Annotated in this window: 15 protein-coding genes; 4 read left to right on the top strand and 11 right to left on the bottom strand. The window is 64.7% G+C overall.

The window, feature by feature from the left end; all coding sequences use genetic code 11:
• Window positions 1–4: 4 nt before the first annotated feature.
• The 5 genes from murA to apbC form a co-directional block, all read right to left on the bottom strand.
• Entirely contained in the window at window positions 5–1,285 is a 1,281-nt protein-coding gene (gene murA / locus KKQ75_RS02850) for a UDP-N-acetylglucosamine 1-carboxyvinyltransferase (protein ID WP_213360143.1), read from the bottom strand.
• A 51-nt stretch (window positions 1,286–1,336) separates the two neighbouring features.
• A complete protein-coding gene (locus tag KKQ75_RS02845; RefSeq protein WP_213360142.1) occupies window positions 1,337–1,579 on the bottom strand; it encodes a BolA family protein in 243 nt (80 codons plus the stop codon).
• 27 nt (window positions 1,580–1,606) lie between these two features.
• Complete coding sequence (locus tag KKQ75_RS02840; RefSeq protein ID WP_250131105.1) at window positions 1,607–2,347, bottom strand: ABC transporter permease; 741 nt, start codon at window positions 2,345–2,347, stop codon at window positions 1,607–1,609.
• Between the two features lie 80 nt (window positions 2,348–2,427).
• On the bottom strand, window positions 2,428–3,375 hold the full coding sequence (locus KKQ75_RS02835) for an ABC transporter ATP-binding protein (protein WP_213360140.1): 948 nt from the start codon (window positions 3,373–3,375) through the stop codon (window positions 2,428–2,430).
• A 51-nt stretch (window positions 3,376–3,426) separates the two neighbouring features.
• Window positions 3,427–4,527: an iron-sulfur cluster carrier protein ApbC gene (apbC, locus tag KKQ75_RS02830; RefSeq protein ID WP_213360139.1), complete on the bottom strand. Its 1,101-nt coding sequence runs from the start codon at window positions 4,525–4,527 to the stop codon at window positions 3,427–3,429.
• A gap of 276 nt (window positions 4,528–4,803) precedes the next feature.
• Between apbC and metG the strand changes: the two genes are divergently transcribed.
• Together metG and KKQ75_RS02820 are read left to right on the top strand one after the other, a co-directional pair.
• Window positions 4,804–6,960: a methionine--tRNA ligase gene (metG, locus tag KKQ75_RS02825; RefSeq protein ID WP_213360136.1), complete on the top strand. Its 2,157-nt coding sequence runs from the start codon at window positions 4,804–4,806 to the stop codon at window positions 6,958–6,960.
• A gap of 51 nt (window positions 6,961–7,011) precedes the next feature.
• Complete coding sequence (locus KKQ75_RS02820) at window positions 7,012–8,745, top strand: SulP family inorganic anion transporter (protein ID WP_213360133.1); 1,734 nt, start codon at window positions 7,012–7,014, stop codon at window positions 8,743–8,745.
• A gap of 6 nt (window positions 8,746–8,751) precedes the next feature.
• On the opposite strand, the gene bamE is transcribed toward KKQ75_RS02820, so the two are convergent.
• Window positions 8,752–9,285, bottom strand: a complete 534-nt coding sequence (gene bamE / locus KKQ75_RS02815; RefSeq protein ID WP_213360130.1) for an outer membrane protein assembly factor BamE domain-containing protein — start codon at window positions 9,283–9,285, stop codon at window positions 8,752–8,754.
• Window positions 9,286–9,412: 127 nt separating this feature from the next.
• On the opposite strand from bamE, the gene KKQ75_RS02810 reads away from it, so the two are divergent.
• Together KKQ75_RS02810 and KKQ75_RS02805 are read left to right on the top strand one after the other, a co-directional pair.
• Window positions 9,413–9,619, top strand: coding sequence for a DUF3460 family protein (locus KKQ75_RS02810; protein ID WP_213360127.1), 207 nt, complete (start codon window positions 9,413–9,415; stop codon window positions 9,617–9,619).
• 96 nt (window positions 9,620–9,715) lie between these two features.
• Window positions 9,716–10,513 carry a segregation and condensation protein A gene (locus KKQ75_RS02805; protein WP_213362645.1) on the top strand — a complete coding sequence of 266 codons (798 nt, stop codon included), beginning with the start codon at window positions 9,716–9,718 and terminating at the stop codon, window positions 10,511–10,513.
• Between the two features lie 102 nt (window positions 10,514–10,615).
• On the opposite strand, the gene KKQ75_RS02800 is transcribed toward KKQ75_RS02805, so the two are convergent.
• The 5 genes from KKQ75_RS02800 to KKQ75_RS02780 all read right to left on the bottom strand — a co-directional run bounded on the left by KKQ75_RS02800 (window position 10,616) and on the right by KKQ75_RS02780 (window position 14,196).
• Complete coding sequence (locus KKQ75_RS02800; RefSeq protein ID WP_213360124.1) at window positions 10,616–11,749, bottom strand: succinylglutamate desuccinylase/aspartoacylase family protein; 1,134 nt, start codon at window positions 11,747–11,749, stop codon at window positions 10,616–10,618.
• A gap of 57 nt (window positions 11,750–11,806) precedes the next feature.
• The gene (locus KKQ75_RS02795; protein WP_213360120.1) at window positions 11,807–12,841 is read right to left on the bottom strand and encodes an NAD(P)H-dependent glycerol-3-phosphate dehydrogenase; all 1,035 of its coding nucleotides are present in this window, start codon (window positions 12,839–12,841) and stop codon (window positions 11,807–11,809) included.
• Window positions 12,842–12,970: 129 nt separating this feature from the next.
• Window positions 12,971–13,435, bottom strand: coding sequence for a protein-export chaperone SecB (gene secB, locus KKQ75_RS02790; protein WP_213360117.1), 465 nt, complete (start codon window positions 13,433–13,435; stop codon window positions 12,971–12,973).
• A gap of 74 nt (window positions 13,436–13,509) precedes the next feature.
• The gene (gene grxC / locus KKQ75_RS02785; RefSeq protein ID WP_213360113.1) at window positions 13,510–13,770 is read right to left on the bottom strand and encodes a glutaredoxin 3; all 261 of its coding nucleotides are present in this window, start codon (window positions 13,768–13,770) and stop codon (window positions 13,510–13,512) included.
• Between the two features lie 66 nt (window positions 13,771–13,836).
• On the bottom strand, window positions 13,837–14,196 hold the full coding sequence (locus tag KKQ75_RS02780; RefSeq protein WP_434087729.1) for a rhodanese-like domain-containing protein: 360 nt from the start codon (window positions 14,194–14,196) through the stop codon (window positions 13,837–13,839).
• Window positions 14,197–14,369 lie beyond the last annotated feature (173 nt).

Genomic DNA, 14,369 nt, shown 5'->3' with positions numbered 1-14,369 from the left:
GCGCTCAGGCAACGCGCTCGATGTCGGCGCCCAGCGCGCGCAGTTTCACTTCCATCTGGTCGTAGCCGCGATCCAGGTGGTAGATGCGATCCACGATGGTCTCGCCCTCGGCCACCAGACCGGCAATCACCAGGCCGGCAGAGGCGCGCAGGTCGGTCGCCATTACGGTGGCGCCCGACAGCTTGTTCACGCCTTCCACCATCGCGTTCTTGCCTTCGATCTGGATATTGGCACCCAGGCGTGACAATTCGCTGACGTGCATGAAACGGTTTTCGAAAATCGTCTCGGTCACCATGCTGCTGCCCTGGCTGATGGCGTTGAGCGCCATGAACTGGGCCTGCATGTCGGTCGGGAAACCGGGGTATTCGGTGGTGCGGAAACTCTGGGCCTTGAGGTGGTTCCAGGCCGGGCCGGCGGCACGCACGCGCAGGCCGCCCTCTTCCTTGGTGATATCGGCGCCGGCATCGCACAGCTTGTCGATCACGGCGTCCAGATGGTCGCCGCGGCCGTTGCGCAGCAGCACATCACCGCCCGTGGCCGCCACGGCGCACAGAAAGGTGCCGCATTCGATGCGATCCGCCACCACGGCATGCTCGCAGCCGTGCAGCTTTTCCACACCCTCGATCACGATACGGCTGGTGCCGTGGCCCGTGATCTTCGCGCCCATCTTGATCAGCATCTCGGCCAGATCGGGAATCTCAGGCTCCTGCGCTGCATTCTCGAGGATGGTGGTGCCCTCGGCCAGCGTGGCGGCCATCAGGAAGTTCTCGGTGCCGGTCACGGTGATCATGTCGGTGGTGATGCGGGCGCCCTTCAGGCGCGTGCGGCCTTCGGGCAGGCGCGCCACCATGTAGCCATGCTCCACGTCGATGATGGCACCCATGGCCTGCAGGCCCTTGATGTGCTGCTCGACGGGACGCGCGCCGATCGCGCAGCCGCCCGGCAGCGAGACCTTGGCACGTCCGGTGCGCGCGAGCAGAGGGCCGAGCGCCAGCACGGAAGCGCGCATGGTCTTCACCAGTTCGTACGGTGCCTCGGGATTGACGGGATCACGCGCTTCGAAGGTGATGCCGCCGCGCTCGCCATGCAGTTCGATCGCCACGCCCATGTTCTCGAGCAGCTTGCGCATGGTGCTCACGTCGCGCAGGCGCGGCACATTGGTCAGCTTGACCGGATCGGCCGTCAGCAGCGCAGCACACATTTCGGGCAGCGCCGCGTTCTTGGCACCGGAGATGGCGATTTCGCCGTGCAGGCGCTTGCCGCCGCGGATCAGGAGTTTGTCCATGGTCTGGATCTTCTTTCAGGGAATCTTGTTGCTTGTTCGGAGGATGCGCGCTCAGTCCTGCGCAGCGGCCCACTCGGCCGGCGTGAAGGTCTTCATGGACAGGGCGTGCACCTCGTCCGTCTGCATGCGGTTGCCCAGCGTGGCATACACCAGCTGGTGGCGCTGGATCAGGCGCTTGCCCTCGAAGGCCGGCGACACGATGGTCGCGAACCAGTGGCGGCCATCGCCTTCCATGGTGATATGTTCGCACGGCAGCCCGGCCGTGATGAGGGAGCGCAGTTCGTCGGCAGTCATGAAAATCCTGGAAACAATCGTGAAGTATCAGCTACGCAGCTTGTAGCCGGTCTTGAGCAGGTACAGCACCAGCGCGGAAACCAGCACGAAGCTGCCTCCGGCCACGCCCAGGCTGAGCCAGGGCGAGACATCGCTGACGCCGAAGAAGCCATAGCGGAAGCCGTCGATCATGTAGAAGAACGGGTTGAAATGGCTCAGCGTCTGCCAGATGCCGGGCAGCGAATGGATGGAGTAGAACACGCCGGCGAGAAAGGTCATCGGCATGACGATGAAGTTCTGGAAGGTGGCCATCTGGTCGAACTTGTCGGCCCACAGGCCGGCCAGCATGCCGAGCGCACCCATCAGGCCGGCGCCCAGCAGCGCAAACGCCAGAATCCACAGCGGATAGGCCGCCTGCGGCGGCGCATAGAACAGCGTGATCAGATACACACCCAGCCCCACCAGCAGGCCGCGCGCGATGGCAGCGCCCACATAGGCAATGAACCAGTGGCGCCCCCCCAGCGGCGTCAGCAGAACGAACACCAGGTTGCCCATGATCTTGCTCTGCACCAGGCTGGAGGCGCTGTTGGCGAAGGCGTTCTGCAGCACGCTCATCATCACCAGGCCCGGCGCCAGGAAGGCGACATAGCTGACGCCCGGATAGACCTGCACGCGGTCGCTCAGCACATGGCCGAAGATCATCAGGTACAGCACGGCAGTCAGCACCGGCGCGGCAATGGTCTGGAAGGCCACGCGCCAGAAACGCAGGATTTCCTTGCGCAGCAGCATCTGCCACCCGTCGTTGGCGGCGGGAACGGCCTGCAGACCCTGGAATCCGGGCTGCAGGTTCACGGAAGGGGGAGACTGCGTCATGCCTGTACTCCTCGTGCGTCCACACCCGCCGGGCAGCTCGGCGCGTTCATGAGCGTGATGAACACGTCTTCCAGATCGGCCTTGCGGATTTCCAGCTCTTCCACCGACACACCGGCCTGGCGCAGCGCGGCCAGATGCTGCTCGATCTCCTGAGGATCATGCGCAGGCAGCTCCACCATGCGGCCGGTGATGCGGGCCAGCCCCGCCAGCGCGGGCGGCAGCGGCGCGTCGGTCTTGAAGTGCAGCACGTTGGCCGTGGCATTGGCCAGCAGCGTGCTGGTCTTTTCCAGCGCGATCACCTGCCCTTTCTTGAGCATGGCGATGCGGTGGCACAGGGCCTCGGCCTCTTCCAAATAATGGGTGGTCAGCAGCACGGTATGGCCCTTGCGGTTCAGGTCGGCCACGAAATGCCACAGCGTCTGGCGCAACTCCACGTCCACGCCAGCGGTGGGCTCGTCGAGCACGATGACAGGCGGACGGTGCACCAGCGCTTGCGCCACCAGCACGCGGCGCTTCATGCCGCCGGAAAGCTGGCGCATGTTGGCATTGGCCTTGTCGGCCAGGCCCAGGCCGGCCAGCAGCTCGTCGATCCAGTCGTCGTTGTGACGCAATCCGAAATAGCCGGACTGGAAGCGGAGCGCCTCGCGCACAGTGAAGAAGGGATCGAACACCAGTTCCTGCGGCACGATGCCCAGGTGGCGGCGCGCCTGCACGTACTCTGTGCGCACGTCGAAACCGTGCACCTTGATGGAACCGGAGCTAGCACGCGCCAGCCCGGCCAGGATGGAAATCAGCGTGGTCTTGCCGGCGCCGTTGGGGCCGAGCAGACCGAAGAACTCGCCGTGGCCGATGTCGAAACTGACATGGTCCAGCGCATGCACCGCCGGTGCATTGCCGCGCGGCGGGAAGGTCTTGACGAGGGATTGGATGGAGATGGCAGACATGAACCGTTCATTGTAACTTTTGCGGCCCATGCCTGCACGCAAGCTGACAGATCAGGTTCCGTGCGACACCTTGATCGTGGGGAATTTGTGCGTATAGTCACGCCCCTTCGCCGCGATGCTGGCCGCCACCTTGCGCGCAATCTCGCGATAGGTCTGCGCGGCCTGGCTGTCCGGGTCGGACACCACGGTGGGCGCCCCGCTGTCGGCCTGCTCGCGGATGCGGAGCGACAGCGGCAGCGCGCCCAGATAGGGCAGCCCCTGCGCCTCGGCCAGACGCTTGCCGCCTTCGTGGCCGAAGATGTGCTCCAGGTGCCCGCAGTTGCTGCACACATGCACGGCCATGTTTTCCACCACGCCCAGAATCGGCACGCCGACCTTCTGGAACATGTTGATGCCCTTCTTCACGTCCAGCAGGGCAATGTCCTGCGGCGTGGTCACCATCACGGCGCCCGTCACCGGCACGCGCTGGCTTAGCGAGAGCTGGATGTCTCCGGTGCCGGGCGGCATGTCCACCACCAGATAGTCGAGTTCGTCATCGGGAGCCGTGCCCCAGTGCGTCTGGTGCAGCAACTGGTCCAGCGCCTGCGATGCCATGGGCCCGCGCCAGATCATGGCCTGGTCGGCGTCGATCAGGAAGCCGATCGACATCACGCGCACGCCGTGGCCAACCATCGGCTCCATCGACTTGCCATCCAGGCTTTCGGGCTTGCCCTGCACGCCCAGCATCATCGGCATGCTGGGGCCATAGATATCTGCGTCCAGCAGGCCGACCTTTGCGCCTTCGGCGGCCAGCGCCAGCGCCAGATTGGCCGAGGTGGTGCTCTTGCCCACGCCGCCCTTGCCGGAAGCCACAGCCACCACGTTCTTCACGCCCTTGATCAGCTGGATGCCGGATTGCACCGCATGCGGCACCACCTTGGTCGTGATCTCCACGTCGACCTGCTCCACGCCGGGCAGTGTCCGCGTTGCCTGTTGCAGCGCCTCGCGGATCGCCGGATGGCGGCTGGCTGCCGGATAGCCCATCTCGAGCGTGAAAGCGAGACGATTGCCAGTCCAGACCAGATCCTTGATGGACTTGTCATTCACGAGCGGAGCGCCGGTTTCGTCGGTGACAGCGGCCAGGGCCTGGAGGAGTTCTGCGGGAATAGTCATGGAATGTGATCTGTCTGAAAAAACTGGTCTGTGAGGGCGGCCCGACTGCTTGCGATGGGCATCGGTCTGTCCACGCCCGTGTGTGCTGGGTCGCCGCGCACATCGGACAATGCCCGTCAGTGTAGCCAAAGCCGCCACCCTTACGGCGCAAGCGGATTAGATGCCGAACGCCGCACCTGCGGCACCGTGTAAGCCCGCTCCCGTAAAATGGGATGTTTGTCTACACTGCCTGCACCTGCTGCGTGCCGGCTTTCTGCCTTTATCATCATCCGCACCATGTCGCGCCAACTGTTCGTCACCACTGCCCTGCCCTATGCCAACGGCACCTTCCACATCGGCCACATCATGGAGTACATCCAGGCCGACATCTGGGTGCGTTTCCAGCGCATGCAGGGCCACGAGGTGAACTTCGTCGGCGCCGACGACGCGCACGGCGCACCCATCATGATCGCCGCCGAAAAGGCCGGCAAGACGCCGCAGCAGTTCGTCGCCGACATCGCCGCCGGCCGCAAGCAGTACCTGGAAGGCTTCCACATCAGCCACGACCACTGGTACAGCACCGACAGCCCGGAAAACACCGAACTTGCGCAATCCATCTACCTCGGCCTGAAGAAAGCCGGCCTGATCGAGAGCCGCACCATCGAGCAGTTCTACGACCCCGACAAGGGCATGTTCCTGCCCGACCGCTTCATCAAGGGCGAGTGCCCCAAGTGCGGCGCCAAGGACCAGTACGGCGACAACTGCGAGAACTGCGGCGCCGTCTACAGCCCTACTGAACTCAAGAATCCCTTCTCCGCCCTGAGCGGCGCCACGCCGGTGCTGCGCAACAGCGAGCACTTCTTCTTCAAGCTGTCCGACCCGCGTGCGGTCGAATTCCTCAAGCAGTGGACGGCCGGCGAGAGCACCCCGGGCGTGCCGCATGTGCAGCCCGAAGTGCTGAACAAGATCAAGGAATGGTTCCAGCCCGCCTCCGACGGCAGCAGTGGCGACCAGCCCCAGCTCGGCGACTGGGACATCTCGCGCGATGCGCCCTATTTCGGCATCGAGATTCCGGATGCCCCGGGCAAATACTTCTACGTCTGGCTCGATGCCCCCATCGGCTACCTCGCCAGCCTGAAGAACCTGCTCAAGCTGCGTGGCCAGGACTACGACGCCTATTTCGCCAACCCGGAGCTGGAGCAGTACCACTTCATCGGCAAGGACATCATCACCTTCCACACGCTGTTCTGGCCCGCCATGCTGCACTTCAGCGGCCGCAAGACGCCCAACGGCATCTTCGTGCACGGCTTCCTGACCGTGAACAACGGCGAGAAAATGAGCAAGAGCCGCGGCACCGGCCTGGATCCGCTCAAGTACCTGAGCCTGAAGATGAACCCCGAGTGGCTGCGCTACTACCTGGCCGCCAAACTCAATGGCCGCAACGAGGACATCGATTTCAACGCCGACGACTTCATGGCGCGCGTCAACAGCGACCTGATCGGCAAGTTCGTCAACATCGCCTCGCGTTCTGCCGGCTTCCTCACCAAGCGCTTCGAGGGCAAGCTGGGCACCCTGGATGCCCAGGGCACCACCCTGCTGGCCGAACTGCAGCAGGCCGGCGACGACATCGCCAAGCTGTACGAAACCCGTGACTACGCCCGCGCCGTGCGCGAGATCATGGCACTGGCCGACAAGGTCAACGTCTATGTCGACCAGCACAAGCCCTGGGAACTGGCCAAGCAGCAAGGCCAGGAGCAGCGCCTGCACGAGGTGTGCACGCTGTGCATCGAGGCCTTCCGCGTGCTGACCATCTACCTCAAGCCCATCCTGCCACGCCTGGCGGCCGAAGTCGCCAACCTGCTGATCGTGCCGCCGGAGAACTTTGCCGACGCGCGCAAGGCGCTGGGCGCCGGCCACCAGATGGACGAATTCAAGCACCTGATGCAGCGCGTGGACGTGAAGCAACTCGACGCCCTGTTCGCCCCGCCGGCCGACGCCGCCCCTGCCAAGGAGCCGGAAAAGAAGGCTGCCAAGAAGCCGCAGGCACTGGCAGCCCCGGTCAACCCCAACGCCCCCGGCGGCGAAGCGCTGGCGCCCACCATTACCATCGACGACTTCGCCAAGGTCGACCTGCGTATCGCCAAGATCCTGGAATGCAAAGCCGTGGAAGGGTCCACCAAGCTGCTGCAGCTCACGCTGGATGCCGGCGAAAAGGACGAAGCCGGCCAGCCGAAGACACGCAACGTGTTCAGCGGCATCGCCAGCATGTACCAGCCCGAGCAGCTGGTCGGCAAGCTCACCGTGCTGGTTGCCAATCTGGCGCCGCGCAAGATGAAGTTCGGCCTGAGCGAAGGCATGGTGCTGGCCGCCAGCCACGCGGACGAAGCAGCACAGCCGGGCATCTACGTGCTGGAGCCCTTCCCGGGTGCCCAGCCCGGCATGCGCATACACTGAACCAGCACAGATCCCTGATGTAGCCGTTCCCCATTCACCGCCGGAGTTCCCATGCAGTTGCCAGATTCCATCCTGATGTTCAAGCCGAGCATCCTGCAATCGATGCGAGGCTACAACCGGGAACGCTTCATCAAGGACGTCACCGCCGGCCTCACGGTCGGGGTGGTGGCACTGCCGCTGGCCATGGCCTTTGCCATCGCCAGCGGGCTGACTCCGCAGACGGGGATTTTCACGGCCATCATCGCCGGCTTCCTGATTGCGCTGTTCGGCGGCAGCAAGGTACAGATCGGCGGGCCGGCAGGCGCCTTCATCGTCATCGTCTACGGCATCGTGGAGCGCTACGGCGTTCCCAGCCTGATCATCGCCACCGCCATGTCCGGCGTGCTGCTGTTCCTGATGGGCCTGTTCCGCATGGGCACGCTGGTACGCTTCATTCCGGTCGCGGTGGTGATCGGCTTCACCAACGGCATCGCGGTGCTGATCGGCCTGTCGCAGCTCAAGGACTTTCTGGGCCTGAGCATTCCGAAGCTGCCTGCCGACTTCTTCGGCATGCTCTCCACCCTGTGGGCCTACCAGTCCACTTTCAACCCCTACGCGCTGGCGGTTTCCGTCGGCTCGCTGCTCACCATCATCGTCTGGCAGCATTTTCTTCCGGCACTCGGCCCCCGCACGCCGCTGGTGCACGGCAAGCTCACCATCATCCCCGGCTCCATCGTGGCCCTGATCCTCGGCAGTATTGCCGTGACTACCCTGAACCTGCCGGTGGAAACCATCGGCAGCCGCTTCGGCGGTATTCCGGCCGAGTTGCCGGCCTTTGCCCTGCCCGAGCTGAACTGGGAAACCGCCCGTTTCCTGTTCATTCCCGCCCTGACGCTGGCCATCCTGGGTGCCATCGAATCATTGCTGTGCGCGCGCGTGGCCGACGGCATGGTGGATGAACGGCACGACCCGAACCAGGAATTGATGGCGCAGGGCACGGCCAACTTCATCACGCCCTTCTTCGGCGGCATGCCGGCCACCGGCACCATTGCCCGCACCGTGACCAACGTCAAGAGCGGAGCCAGCAGCCCGATCGCCGGCATGGTGCACGCGCTGGTGCTGCTGCTGATCGTGCTGGTGGCCGCCCCGCTGGCGGCGCTGGTGCCGCTGCCTACCCTGGCCGCCGTGCTGATGTTCGTGGCCTGGAACATGGGCGAATGGCGCGAATTTGCGCGCCTGCGCAGCTACCGCATGCCCTACCGGCTGACGCTGCTGGCGGTATTCTTCCTCACCGTGGTGTTCGACCTGACCGTGGCGGTGGAGGTGGGTCTGGTCGCCGCCTGCCTGACCTTCATCTACCGCATCTCCAGCCTGTCGCGCTCCGAACCGCTGGTGCCGCCCGCCGCCGTCAGTGGTGCCCCCCAGTGGAACGACAGCGATCTGCGTGTCTGGCGGCTGTATGGCGCCCTGTTCTTCGGCGCCGTCAAGCTCATCGAGGACATCGAGGACCACCTGCCACGGCATGTGGCCATCGTCGATCTGAAGAACGTGATCTACCTGGATTCCTCGGGCGCGGAAGAAATGCAGCATCTGGCGCGCGCCTGCCAGAAGCGCAACATCACGCTGATCCTGTGCGGCGTGATCGAGCAGCCGCTGGACATGGCGCGCCGCGCCCGGCTGCTGGATCATCCCGGCGTCAGGCAGGAACCCGACCTGCGCGCCGCACTGGCTGCCGGCCTGGCCCTGCTGCCGCCCGGTGCAGACAACGGGCCCGCGCCGGCTACCGCCGCCAGCCCGGCGGCCTGAAGACGCTCAGGGCTTGTTGTCGGGGTTGGTCATGTCCTCCGGATCCTCGCGGTGTTCCGTGCGGATCACCGACAGGTCCGGATCGAAGGTCACCTCGAACACGCTGCTGCGGTTGTGCCCCTCGCGGTAACGCCAGGTGTAGACGGTTTCCTTCTTCAGCGGATAGGGCACCACGCGCGCCGGCTTGCCCAGCATGCGGCGCACGTCCTCCATCATCATGCCGGGCTTGACGCGGTCGAAGTTGTCGCGATTGAGCACCTGGCGCAGCGCCACCACCTTGCCATCGGGGCCGATGGTGATCTGGTAGTTGGTCGTGCCCTGCGGCTGGCGGTTGTACTCGAGGATGCGCTCGCCGTTCTGGCCTTCCCAGATGTTTTCCGGCTGGCCCCACTTGGCGTACACCTGCGCCTCGGTCGTCAGGTCTTCTTCGGTCGTTGCCACGCGCTCATTGTCGCAGCCCTGCAGCAGCAGCGCGCTACAGACGGTTGCGAGGGCCGCAGCCCACTGCCAGCGGCGGAAACGTCGGGAAAATGCCTGCATGTGTTCTCCTAAAGCATGGTTAACCGCCTGCTCGCTCCGCGAACTTGGCCGGAACGGGGCAGGAATCGCTAAAATACACGAAATTCGGCCTAACCCGCCCCACTCCCTCCATTTAGAGCGCTGCACCATGTATTTGTTCCGCCGTCCCGATTACCAGTCCGAAACCACCAAGTTCATCAACGAGCTGAAAAAGCAGCGTCCCGAGCTGGATGAGCAGCAGCGTGCCGGTCGTGCCCTGCTGTGGGACAAGGAGCTGGACCGCGACCTGCTGGCCGAATACAAGGCCGGCCGCGTCAAGCAGAAGCCCTACGTGTACCAGACCGACGCCGAATAACGCCTGCCCGGCATCCTGCCGGATGCCGTTGCAGACCCTCACAGCCACGCCTTGGACACCCCCGACCCCGATCTTGCATCCGCCGCCGACGCGCTGATGCCCGAGGTGGTGGACAACGTGGCGGTTGCCCGTCTCTATGGCGAGCCCCTGTTCAACGTCCCCCAGGACCTGTACATTCCGCCCGACGCGCTGGAAATCTTCCTGGAGGCTTTCGAGGGCCCGCTCGACCTGCTGCTGTACCTGATCCGCAAGCAGAACTTCAACATTCTCGACATTCCCATGGCCGCGCTCACGCGCCAGTACCTGGCCTATGTCGACGAAATCCGCACCCGCAATCTCGAACTGGCCGCCGAATATCTGCTGATGGCAGCCATGCTCATCGAGATCAAGTCGCGCATGCTGCTGCCCCCGCGCAAGTCTGCCGATGGGGAAGAGGTGGAAGATCCACGCGCAGAACTGGTGCGCCGCCTGCAGGAATACGAGCAGATCAAGCTCGCTGCCGCCCAGCTGGCCACGGTGCCGCAGGCCGGCCGCGATTTCTTCCGCGCGCAGGTACATATCGAACAATCGCTGCAGCCGCGCTTTCCGGACGTGGAGCTGTCCGACCTGCAGCAGGCCTGGGCCGACATCCTCAAGCGCGCCAAACTGGTGCAGCACCACCGCATCAGCCGCGAGGAACTCAGCGTGCGCGAACACATGAGCCTGGTACTCAAGACGCTGCAGGGGCGCCGCTTCGTCGAATTCGAGCAGCTGTTCGACCCTGCACGCGGCGTGGCGGTGATGGTGGTGACCTTCATCGCCCTGCTGGAGCTGGCCAAGGAAACGCTGGTAGAGATCACGCAGGCAGAAGCCTTTGCGCCCATCTACGTGCGGCTGGCGTATACGCCGAGCTAGCCTGATTCCCCCTACAGGCCCGCCATTCCAATCAACACCCGATCTGAGTGCGAATGGACTGTGTCTTGCTGCGCAATCCCGTCAAGAAGCAGGCGCCCCCAATCAGGGCGACAGGCTGGCGTTGCCGATATCCTTTGCCCCGGAGATGCTCATCAGCTTGTTCTCGGGATGCACGAAGCGCTGCCCGCTGGTGGCGAACACCACGCCCTCGATCGGGCTGAGCACGGTGCGCTGCTCCTGGCTCACGGGATCCACCACATCGGCCAGCGGCTGGCCGCACTGCACCCAGTCTCCGGCCTGCACGTGGTACACCACGATGCCGGGCATGGGAGCATTCACATACTGCATGCCCTGCAGCGGATGCGGCGCCCGTGCCAGTTCCGGGGCCTTGCGCACTGCATGGTCGGGCAATTGCACATCGCCCAACTGGTGCAGGTATTGCAGCAAGGCATCGGCATCCTGCTGCGCCCAGGCATGGGACAGGTCACGCTCTCCGCGCAATTCCACCGTCGCGCTGTGACAAGCCAGCGGAATGGCCGCCTCCGGCCAGTGGCGTTGCAGCCTGAGCCAGGGAGTGGACAGTGATTCATCGAACGACGCCGACTGCGAATCCTCCGCCAGGATCTGGCATTCCGACCCGAGATGCCGCGCCATCGGCTCGAACGCCTGCCACAGCTGCGGCAAGGTGTAGAGGTGCAGCACGGCGTGGTTGTCGCAATGCAGGTCCAGCACCAGATCGGCATCCACCGCCAGCCCGACCAGAACCGCATGCAGGGCTTCCACGCTGGTCTGCGGCTCGAACGCCGCAATCGCCTGTTGCAGGGCCGAACGGATGGTGCGTACGTTCAATGCGGCATCGTCACCGGGCTCGAAACCCTGCTCAAGCAGCCGCTCCAGCGCCCAGTCGAACAGGCGGATGCTGCGCAGGCGGTTGTAGTTCTGGCCGGTGGCAAAGTCGAAGCGCCCGATATGCCCGTAGAACAGGTTCTGCCGCAACCCCAGCGGGTTGCACATGGGCACCAGCACGATCTGCGCCTGCACGCGCCCTTGCGCCTCGAGCCGCTCCAGCCGCTCGAACAGGTGGTGCGCCACCAGCGAGCCCGGCAGCTCGTCGGCATGCAGGCTGGCCTGGATGTAGATCTTGCGCGATGACTGCGCCGGGCCGAAATGGAACGCCGTGACGACGGTTTCCGTGCCCGGGATGGCGTGGCGCAGGGGGTAGGTGCGTTTTTCCATGCTGCTTGCATTATCGGCCGGATGGCGCCCCACGCTCAATGTGGCAAACCCGCCCGCTCAGAAATGTTCGCTCTTGGCATTGCGGTCCAGCAGCATGCGCGCCGCATCCGTGGGCGCAATCGCCCCGTCCAGCAGCGCCACCACGCAGCGCGTGATCGGCATGTCTACGCCCAGCGAATCGGCACGCGCCAGCACGGTGCGCGCGCAGTAGACGCCTTCGGCCACATGGCCCAGGCTGTCCACCGCCTGGTCTGCCGTCATGCCTTGCGCCAGCAGCAGGCCGACCTTGCGGTTGCGGCTCAGGTCGCCGGTGGCGGTCAGCACCAGGTCGCCCATGCCGCTCAGGCCCATGAAGGTGGCCGCATCGGCCCCGAGGCGCATGCCCAGGCGCGTCATCTCGGCCAGGCCGCGCGTCATCAGCGCGGCGCGGGCATTCAGGCCCGGGGCAAAGGTTTCCGCCCCTTGGGCGGCACGCTGCGACAGGCCGTCCAGCACCCCGGTGGCAATCGCCAGCACGTTCTTCACGGCGCCGCCCACTTCCACGCCAACCAGATCGTCGCTGCGGTACACGCGCATGAAGCCGCCGTGCAGCGCCTGCACGGCGCGCTCGCAGACAAGCGCGTGCGGACTGGCCACCACCAGCGCCGTCGGCTGGCTGCGCGCCACCTCCTGCGCAAAGCTCGGGCCACTGAGCACGCCTGCCAGCAATTCCGGCGCCACCTGCTGCTTGACCTCATGCGGCAGCAGGCCGAAACCTGCCCCCGGTTGCACTGCCTCGAAGCCCTTGCACAGCCAGACCAGCGGCACCGTGGAACCACGCAGCCGTTCCAGTTGCGTACGCAGCCCAGCCACGGGCGCCGCCAGAATCAGCAGATCCTGGTCCGCCACGTCGCTGGCGCTCGCCGTGCCACTCGCCACCGCCAGCTTCTCCGGAAACGGCACCCCCGGCAGATAGCGCGTATTGCAGCGCTCGGCCTGCATGGCCTGGGCATCCTCGGGCTGGCGTGCCCACAGGCTCACCTCGTGCTGTTTCGCTGCGTGGATGGCAACCGCGGTGCCCCAGGCACCCGCTCCCAGAACGGCAATCTTCATCGCGTGTTTCCCAATGCGGCGGGGCCGGCTCTGCAACAGCCTCCCCAGACAAAAACAGAGCGCTCCGGGCGCCCTGTCCAATCCTTGCAGGCAGGACGGCTGCGCGCAGCCGCCGGCTTACGGAGGGGATTACTGCACGGCAGCACCGTCAGCCGGGCCTTCGGCGGCGGCAGCCTGCAGCTGCTGCTCGTACATGGCCTGGAAGTTGATTTCGGCCAGATGCACGGGCGGGAAGCCGGCGCGCTGCACGATATCTGCCACGTTGCCGCGCAGGTAGGGGTAGATGATCTGCGGGCAGGCCACGCCCATCACGCCGTTCATCTGCTCTTCGGGCAGATTGCGGATCTCGAAGATGCCGGCCTGCTTGGCCTCGACCAGGAATACGGTGCGCTCGCCGATCTTGGTGGTGACGGTGGCGGTCACGGTCACTTCGTACACGCCATCGGCGGCCTGCTCGCCGCCCAGACCCAGCTGTATCTCGACGTTGGGAGCATCCTGCTCCAGCAGGATGGCGGGAGAGTTGGGCTGCTCCAGCGAGGCTTCCTTCAGGTAGATGCGCTGGATGTTGAAGACGGGTTCTTGGTTGTCTGCCATGGCGTGCTTTCGCGAAATTGAGATGTAAAGGTCAAAGTGCCATTATGCAGCACGCCATGCAGGCTTCATGACAATCAGGCTGCGCCGAGCAGCGACTGCAACTCGCCCTTGCGATCCAGGGCGAACAGGTCATCGCAGCCCCCCACATGCGTGTCGCCGATCCAGATCTGCGGCACCGTGCGGCGGCCGCTGCGCTCCATCATGATCTGGCGCTGTGCCGGATCCTGATCAACCTTGATCTCCTCGTAATCCGGCACGCCGCGCTCCTTCAGGAGCTGCTTGGCGCGGATGCAGTACGGACAATAGGCGGTGGTATAGATGGTGACTTTTTGCATGGAAAGAAAGTATCGCTGCCGCGGCAAGCGGCAGTATTTCAGTGTGTCGGCAGGAGCGACAGGCGCTTACGCCTTGCCGCCGCTGACCGGCATGTTCGCACTCTTCCAGTTGCGCATGCCACCGCCGACCGAATAAGCCTGTTCGTAACCCAGCTTCTTGGCGATTGCAGCGGCTCGAGCAGAGCGCGAACCATGGGCGCAGAGGAACAGCACCGGCGTCGACTTGCTCTTCACCGTCTGCGGCAGTTTCTCGCTCAGCTGCGCCAACGGAATGTTCTTGGACTGTGCAATGCGCTCGTTCGCATACTCGCCCGCCTCACGCACATCGACCAGCACCGCCTTCTCGCGGTTCATTTTCTGTACCGCGTCCGCCACGGACATGCCGCCCTGCCCCACGCCCCCGGTAAGCGCCGGAAACAGCAGCATGGCGCCGGAACCGACGGCCACCAGGATCAACAACCAGTTTTGCAACAAAAAATCCACGTGTAACCTCTCTTGCTGCGCCGCACGGCGCCAATGAACATGGCGAGATTTTATAGAATAGAGGATTGTCTGCCGCCAGTCGGTGCGCAATTCCTTCCTACTCTTTCCCGCACTGT

Source organism: Brachymonas denitrificans (genome assembly GCF_907163135.1).
GTDB classification, from domain to species: Bacteria; Pseudomonadota; Gammaproteobacteria; order Burkholderiales; family Burkholderiaceae_C; genus Brachymonas; species Brachymonas denitrificans_A.
Note: the sequence above shows the minus strand (reverse complement) of the source record. Positions and strands in the feature narration are given on the sequence as shown.

Excerpts from the sequence above, each read along its gene's own strand:
- KKQ75_RS02810 (WP_213360127.1), top strand. The coding sequence starts at position 9,413 with ATGTATTTGTTCCGCCGTCCCGATTACCAGTCCGAAACCACCAAGTTC.
- apbC (WP_213360139.1), bottom strand. The coding sequence starts at position 4,527 with ATGACTATTCCCGCAGAACTCCTCCAGGCCCTGGCCGCTGTCACCGAC.
- murA (WP_213360143.1), bottom strand. The coding sequence starts at position 1,285 with ATGGACAAACTCCTGATCCGCGGCGGCAAGCGCCTGCACGGCGAAATC.
- bamE (WP_213360130.1), bottom strand. The coding sequence starts at position 9,285 with ATGCAGGCATTTTCCCGACGTTTCCGCCGCTGGCAGTGGGCTGCGGCC.
- KKQ75_RS02780 (WP_434087729.1), bottom strand. The coding sequence starts at position 14,196 with ATGCTGCTGTTTCCGGCGCTTACCGGGGGCGTGGGGCAGGGCGGCATG.
- KKQ75_RS02795 (WP_213360120.1), bottom strand. The coding sequence starts at position 12,841 with ATGAAGATTGCCGTTCTGGGAGCGGGTGCCTGGGGCACCGCGGTTGCC.
- KKQ75_RS02845 (WP_213360142.1), bottom strand. The coding sequence starts at position 1,579 with ATGACTGCCGACGAACTGCGCTCCCTCATCACGGCCGGGCTGCCGTGC.
- metG (WP_213360136.1), top strand. The coding sequence starts at position 4,804 with ATGTCGCGCCAACTGTTCGTCACCACTGCCCTGCCCTATGCCAACGGC.
- secB (WP_213360117.1), bottom strand. The coding sequence starts at position 13,435 with ATGGCAGACAACCAAGAACCCGTCTTCAACATCCAGCGCATCTACCTG.
- KKQ75_RS02805 (WP_213362645.1), top strand. The coding sequence starts at position 9,716 with ATGCCCGAGGTGGTGGACAACGTGGCGGTTGCCCGTCTCTATGGCGAG.
- KKQ75_RS02820 (WP_213360133.1), top strand. The coding sequence starts at position 7,012 with ATGCAGTTGCCAGATTCCATCCTGATGTTCAAGCCGAGCATCCTGCAA.
- grxC (WP_213360113.1), bottom strand. The coding sequence starts at position 13,770 with ATGCAAAAAGTCACCATCTATACCACCGCCTATTGTCCGTACTGCATC.
- KKQ75_RS02800 (WP_213360124.1), bottom strand. The coding sequence starts at position 11,749 with ATGGAAAAACGCACCTACCCCCTGCGCCACGCCATCCCGGGCACGGAA.
- KKQ75_RS02835 (WP_213360140.1), bottom strand. The coding sequence starts at position 3,375 with ATGTCTGCCATCTCCATCCAATCCCTCGTCAAGACCTTCCCGCCGCGC.
- KKQ75_RS02840 (WP_250131105.1), bottom strand. The coding sequence starts at position 2,347 with ATGCTGCTGCGCAAGGAAATCCTGCGTTTCTGGCGCGTGGCCTTCCAG.